Here is a 5,758-nt window from a genome sequence, read left to right on the forward strand (position 1 = left end):
ACTGAAAATACAGTCGAGCATTGGTGGAGTTGTTTATGTTTACCAGGTGATGTGTGTGTTCATACTGATGGCAGTAATATACCGTTGGGGGATATGGGCTTTTTTTAATGGATAGAATTTATATGGCTTATGGTAATTAAAAAGAGACACGGCGATACCTCCTCCAGTGCCGCCGCAGCCTTAAAAGAGTGATTTTCATACACCCTCTGGGATTTCATTTAAAAAGGAAAAACGATGGCTTTGATTGTTACTTCAAAACCGCCGTTGAACGCATAAATCTAATTTATCGTTCACACAACGGTTTTAGATTTGTGAACAATGAATCAGCAATTATATAGCATGATTATAGTTATCAAGGAGAAAGAGCCGATAACCATGAGTTACATTCTCATAGGTTATCGGCTCTGCGTCTTAGCGTCTGGCTCTCTGATAACTGATATATTCAATTGTCGTACATTAATTAATGTTTCCTGTTTGCACTTAGGACAAAATAATGGGAAGTTTTCAAGAATTGTATCCTCGCGTATCCTAATTCGAGTTTTGTTTTTACAAACAGTACATAGTATCCAATTTTCCATATTCAATAGCAACACCTCAATTCTCTACTGTAAATATTTCTTCAATAGTAACACCAAAAACCTTTGCAATGTTCCAAGCCAATACTAATGAGGGATTATATTTTCCATTTTCAAGATTTCCTATTGTTTCTCTACGGACACCTACTTTAACTGCGAGATCTTCTTGTTTCATATCATATTTTGCACGATACTCTTTAATCCTATTTTTTATCATTGCTTGCTCCCAACCGTTCTTTCAATTCCATAATAAACGTCATTAGAACAAAAACTGCAACGGAAATTCCAAAACCTAAAGCAGTTCCGCCAGCCATTGGATTGTTGCTTAATTCAAAATAGGAAAAAACAAGTGTTGCTCCAGTCGCAGTAAATAAATTAGCAAAGAAAGCATAAGTTGCACATTTCCGAATTGTATCAACAAACATTTCGTCGGGTACTATCCAGAAATATTGGAAAAAGACAACAAATGCAAAAAAGAATAAAAATATACTATCTCCACTATGTAATCCCCAAAACCCTAATAGAGAAAGAAAACCTATAAACCCATATTTATTCTTCATAACCAACCTCCTTGATGTGATATATTTCGCTCTTTATGTTATAAATATACCACATCAAAATCTTAATGTCAATTATAAATATGTTTTTATAATGATCTCCCCTTTTCCAATTTGTACAATGCCCATATAAAGCTAATAATACACATTATGACAAATAGAAACAGTACATTAAATATTCTTGCTAGCTCGATATTTCCATACAGAATTAAAGAACGTAATGCATCAATTACATGGGTAATAAGGATTAATTTTGATAGCAATAGCTAAAACACCTTTTATTCCGTCAATAGGGAACAAAGCAGAGCTTAGAAAGAATATAGGTAATACGATTGCGTTCATAACCGTTTCATATACAACTTCATTAGGAAGAATAAGGCTAATTACATATGATAGGTCAGCCATAAAGAAAGATGTCAGAAATACAAGTAAAGTAATCAATAGTATTCCTATCAATCCAGTAGCAACTTTAACAGAGAATAAAAGGCTGCTGACAATACTCATTATCCCTACTTCAAGAAATGTGCATATAACAGCTTCTAAAATCTGACCTAATACGATAGAACTTCTTCCCACTGGAGCAATTAATACTCGGTAGAAACTTCCCTCTGATTTCATCATGTAGTTCATAATGCCGCTACTGCTACAAGTAGAAAAGCTAACCAATACAACTAATGTATTTGTAAAGTGAAAAATGGTCCAAATATTATTTCAAAAACGGTCCAATATTTTTTACTATTTAACCAAGAATTTGTTTCCTCATATTGATAACTGGTTTCTCTAGATATGTCCATGATATGAACCTTATGTGCTAACGCACCTACAATAGCACCAGTCAGCATAGAAATTAAAATATTTCTTCCCATCTATCAAAAGCTAGATTTGTTGTAATAATATGAATACCTTTGCAAAAAACCTATTTATCGTAAAACACCGTTAGGCCGTGAGATTGCTGATATAATATTAGCCGTTAATAGCCCTAATAGACATGGCTGTGATTATATCCCTTCGTAGTCTGGGGAAGAAAAGCACGATATGTAGTGGGCTTAGATGTAGGAAATCGTCTCCAATTATCTGACAGAGTCCAGAGTAGGAAATACGAGAAAAGGGTATCAGAGTACAAGTTAGAGCCACGAATAGCCTATGAGGTATCTGTGAACAAAATAGAACGAATTTAGGGATTAGAACAAAAAGGGTAATTGTGGCTTAAATGCTGCAGTTGCTTTTTTTTGTTGCAATCATCCGCTAGCTCTAATATTCTGGACAAGGACACGTTCTCTAGTTCACACATAAACTTTATTTCCCCTTTTTAGTTTCACCTATCCATCTACAAAAGTCGAGTATGTCTGTTTTTTTTCTTCTCCTGCTTTTTTACTTCTTGTTCTTTTTCTCTTTGATTTAGACCTATGTTGTGAGTTGTAGTGTATGAAAAAATGGCATAATTAAATTGATATAAAATTTATAGTAGTGGGCTTCAAGAATTGTAGTAAATTTAGAAACTTCCAGATTACTCTTTATGCTTTATTTCTAGTTTTTCTTATACTCAAAATTATATACTTACATTTCAAACATCAATAACATTATCTTCAAAAGTCATCATTATGTTAGATAGACAAATTCCCTTTAAAGTTATTAGCAAGATTTATCAAGTAAATCATCCTATTTACTGTTAATATATTGGTAAGAGGTGATAATGAAATGAAATATCAAAAGATTATCCAAGAATCCATTAGATATGTAGAATTACATCTACATGATAAAATTACTCTTGAAGAGGTTTCAAATAGAATCAATTATTCAAAATATCATTTCCATAGGGTATTCAAAAATCAAGTAGGAATTAACTTTTACGATTATATTCGAAAAAGAAGATTGGCCAATGCATCAAAACTACTTATTTATAGTGATATGAAAATCCTAGACATAGCACTTTTGTATCAATTTGATAGTCATGAAGCTTTTACGCGTTCCTTTCAATCATTATACCGACTATCACCAAGCCGCTATCGTAATATTATGCGTGCTCATATTTTAAACAAAAATCAGGAGGAGAAAGTAATGGAAAATTTAATAAATGGATGGCAGTTTGTAGCTACAGATTTAGATAAATATGAAATAAGTAGGGATTTTAACATTACCAACCAGTCTGAGTACTCAATAAAAATTGAATCTAAGATGGCTGATATAGACCAAAGTAGAGATTTCTCTAACTTTATGCAAACCTTTCAAGCAAAACACTTTCTTGCTAAGCGTATGCGTTTCTCAGCATTTATAAAATCCCAAGACATTACAGGCTGGTCTGGATTGTGGATGCGGATTGATGATAATTCTTATAATATGTTAGGATTTGATAATATGTCAGATCGCCCCATAAAAGGATCCACATCTTGGAACCATTATGCTTGTGTATTAGATATTCCAAGCGATAGTAAGAACATTAACATTGGATTAATACTTGCAGGTTCAGGTAGTGCATGGCTGGATTGTTGCAAGTTTGAAGAAGTAAATGAATCTGTGCCAACTACTGATATCAGAAAACCAGATGATACACTACCTGATATGCCTATAAACTTGGATCTTGAGTAACTGGGGCATTTCCAACTATATGTTTAAACAAATAATCAGCATCAAGGTCATCCAATAAGTCTCCAACACATTCCTGTACAAAGTGCTTTCGCGTGATGACACATCCAGAACCGACTCGCTCAGTATGTTCAAGGGTTTCCGTTTCTCTATCAATTACAAGTTGCTCAGAATAATCCCCAGTGTAGTATTCCATACTAACGCTGATAGGTAACTTGCCCTTTATTTTCTTAACCCTGTGATAGTCTATGGAGACTCTATCCACCCTGTCCAGCTTGTCGCTACCGTCAAACAAAAACAAGTCAGGTATATCAAGTTTATCTCGGATTAGTTAAAACAAATTAACACCATCAACATAAAAATCATAGCATAGAGAGCCCTTTAAATGATACAGTTTGCCCTCTTGTCCTGCTTTTTTCATACATCTTGTGGCTTGTTAAAATTTGTTTGAATTTATTGATGCATATAAGAATATCTAAAGAAAACAGATTTATAAATCATATTTACTTAATAATTTTAAGAGTTCTGGGTTATTTCTTAAAAATGCTAATTCTTTATCATTTTTCACTTCTTTAATCAAAGCAGACAAGAATAATTCTTCCATAGACGAATCATCCTCTTTTGTTTTTATGTGCCTATACAATGGTGAACTATTGATATCCCATTTGTTTGACATTGCTGTAATCATAGATTTTAATAATTCAACACACCTAAACTTTCTTTCTCTTTTCTAGCTTCACCTATCCATGTACAAAAATCTAGTATATCTGTTTTTTCTGTTTCTTAACTAAACCAGGCAGATTGAACAACATGCAATATTAGCTGCTTTTTCATAGGATATTTCTTTGTGTAAATTATCTTCTATATATTCTATGGCATTGCTTAAATTATTTAGCCATTCCATTTTTTTGAACCCCCTTGTAAGTATCATATATGAATCGTAAATTTTATTCTTCGCTTTTCATGTCCTCTTTTGTAAACTGTAACGTAATAAAAATTTTATAGCAATTTATTTTATTTGGGTCTAACCTTTACATGATAATGCGTATGTTCACGCTGATAACCTCAATATTCCGTTAAGAGTAAAGGACGGAAAATGATCGCCCTTTTTTGTAAATTATTTTTAAAAATATAAATGAGAAGTATGGAAAAGAAAAGGAAGTGTAACTCTCCTTAAGCTGCATTAAAAGTTAAGATTTTGGTTATCAGTTTAGTTTCTAACCTACGGCGTAATACATCATCTACACATAAATGCGGATTGCCACCTTCGTCGTAAAACATCCTCATAGACAATGCAGCTATGTACCCTTCATAATGTTTCAGAACAGCATTGATAGCATCTACATCGCCACCAGAGGCTAATACGATGATAGGGTAGGAAATCAGGTGGTTATTTCTTTTCTTGTTGCTCATAGATATCTACCTCCATAAATTTTTTTAACTTCTGTAGAGTGCTTGTTCTTTGGTACTGTACAGTAGAACGCAGCATATTCAGCTTGTCCCCGATTTCTCGGTCGGGCAATTCAAGGAAATAGGAAAGTAAGATAATATCACGCTTGCGTTCTGGCAAATTTTCTAATGCACTTGCAATAACACCATCAGTAACAATAACATCAAGACCTAAAACATTAAAAACCTGTTCGATAACAAAATATTTATCCTCTGTATATAGCTGTTCCATTTCCTTTGCAGGTAAATTGGAAAAGGATACTTCTTTATTACGCTGACGTTTAAGCTCATCGTAGTAATCCCTTGCCTCATGTTTCAGTACCTTTTTGCAAAAGCTGTCAAAGGCATGTCGCTTGTCTTGCTCATGACTGTTAGGTTTCACATTCTCACCCCCTTTCGGGTGGTGACTCCGCTGTTTCCCTTTCACCACTATTACGGTGAGAATTGCAAAACTACCAAACTTTTGAGAAACTTTTTGAAATAACTTAAAAAAAGACGTAAAAATGCCCGACTGAAAATACAGTCGAGCATTGGTGGAGTTGTTTATGTTTACCAGGTGATGTGTGTGTTCATACTGATGGCAGTAATATACCG

At 33.7% G+C, this 5,758-nt stretch carries 8 protein-coding genes; 1 reads left to right on the forward strand and 7 read right to left on the reverse strand.

The features are described from left to right. Positions 1–395: 395 nt before the first annotated feature. The 4 genes from BUB47_RS09735 to BUB47_RS09750 form a co-directional block, all read right to left on the reverse strand. The gene (locus BUB47_RS09735; RefSeq protein WP_073185810.1) at positions 396–578 is read right to left on the reverse strand and encodes a cysteine-rich KTR domain-containing protein; all 183 of its coding nucleotides are present in this window, start codon (positions 576–578) and stop codon (positions 396–398) included. Between the two features lie 16 nt (positions 579–594). Further along, the gene (locus BUB47_RS09740) at positions 595–792 is read right to left on the reverse strand and encodes a helix-turn-helix transcriptional regulator (protein WP_073185803.1); all 198 of its coding nucleotides are present in this window, start codon (positions 790–792) and stop codon (positions 595–597) included. Then, positions 779–1,135, reverse strand: a complete 357-nt coding sequence (locus tag BUB47_RS09745) for a DUF3796 domain-containing protein (RefSeq protein ID WP_073185804.1) — start codon at positions 1,133–1,135, stop codon at positions 779–781. The genes BUB47_RS09740 and BUB47_RS09745 overlap by 14 nt, the downstream gene beginning before the upstream one ends. Before the next feature lie 222 nt (positions 1,136–1,357). Next, on the reverse strand, positions 1,358–1,798 hold the full coding sequence (locus tag BUB47_RS09750) for an ABC transporter permease (RefSeq protein ID WP_073185805.1): 441 nt from the start codon (positions 1,796–1,798) through the stop codon (positions 1,358–1,360). Positions 1,799–2,830: 1,032 nt separating this feature from the next. Between BUB47_RS09750 and BUB47_RS09755 the strand changes: the two genes are divergently transcribed. Beyond that, positions 2,831–3,718 (forward strand): helix-turn-helix transcriptional regulator, encoded by an 888-nt coding sequence (locus tag BUB47_RS09755; protein WP_073185806.1) that lies wholly within the window; start codon positions 2,831–2,833, stop codon positions 3,716–3,718. Here BUB47_RS09755 and BUB47_RS09760 read toward each other — a convergent pair. The 3 genes from BUB47_RS09760 to BUB47_RS09770 form a co-directional block, all read right to left on the reverse strand. Further along, complete coding sequence (locus BUB47_RS09760; RefSeq protein WP_143270651.1) at positions 3,696–4,010, reverse strand: hypothetical protein; 315 nt, start codon at positions 4,008–4,010, stop codon at positions 3,696–3,698. The two genes, BUB47_RS09755 and BUB47_RS09760, sit on opposite strands and share 23 nt — an antisense overlap. A gap of 878 nt (positions 4,011–4,888) precedes the next feature. Next, positions 4,889–5,128: a helix-turn-helix domain-containing protein gene (locus tag BUB47_RS09765; RefSeq protein ID WP_073185808.1), complete on the reverse strand. Its 240-nt coding sequence runs from the start codon at positions 5,126–5,128 to the stop codon at positions 4,889–4,891. After that, the coding region (locus BUB47_RS09770; protein ID WP_143270652.1) for an RNA polymerase sigma factor at positions 5,106–5,758 on the reverse strand (653 nt) is incomplete at its 5' end. The genes BUB47_RS09765 and BUB47_RS09770, both read right to left, overlap by 23 nt.

Origin of the sequence: Anaerosphaera aminiphila DSM 21120, from assembly GCF_900129925.1 — a bacterium.
GTDB classification, from domain to species: Bacteria; Bacillota; Clostridia; order Tissierellales; family Peptoniphilaceae; genus Anaerosphaera; species Anaerosphaera aminiphila.

Excerpts from the sequence above, each read along its gene's own strand:
- BUB47_RS09735 (WP_073185810.1), bottom strand. The coding sequence starts at position 578 with ATGGAAAATTGGATACTATGTACTGTTTGTAAAAACAAAACTCGAATT.
- BUB47_RS09740 (WP_073185803.1), bottom strand. The coding sequence starts at position 792 with ATGATAAAAAATAGGATTAAAGAGTATCGTGCAAAATATGATATGAAA.
- BUB47_RS09745 (WP_073185804.1), bottom strand. The coding sequence starts at position 1,135 with ATGAAGAATAAATATGGGTTTATAGGTTTTCTTTCTCTATTAGGGTTT.
- BUB47_RS09755 (WP_073185806.1), top strand. The coding sequence starts at position 2,831 with ATGAAATATCAAAAGATTATCCAAGAATCCATTAGATATGTAGAATTA.
- BUB47_RS09765 (WP_073185808.1), bottom strand. The coding sequence starts at position 5,128 with ATGAGCAACAAGAAAAGAAATAACCACCTGATTTCCTACCCTATCATC.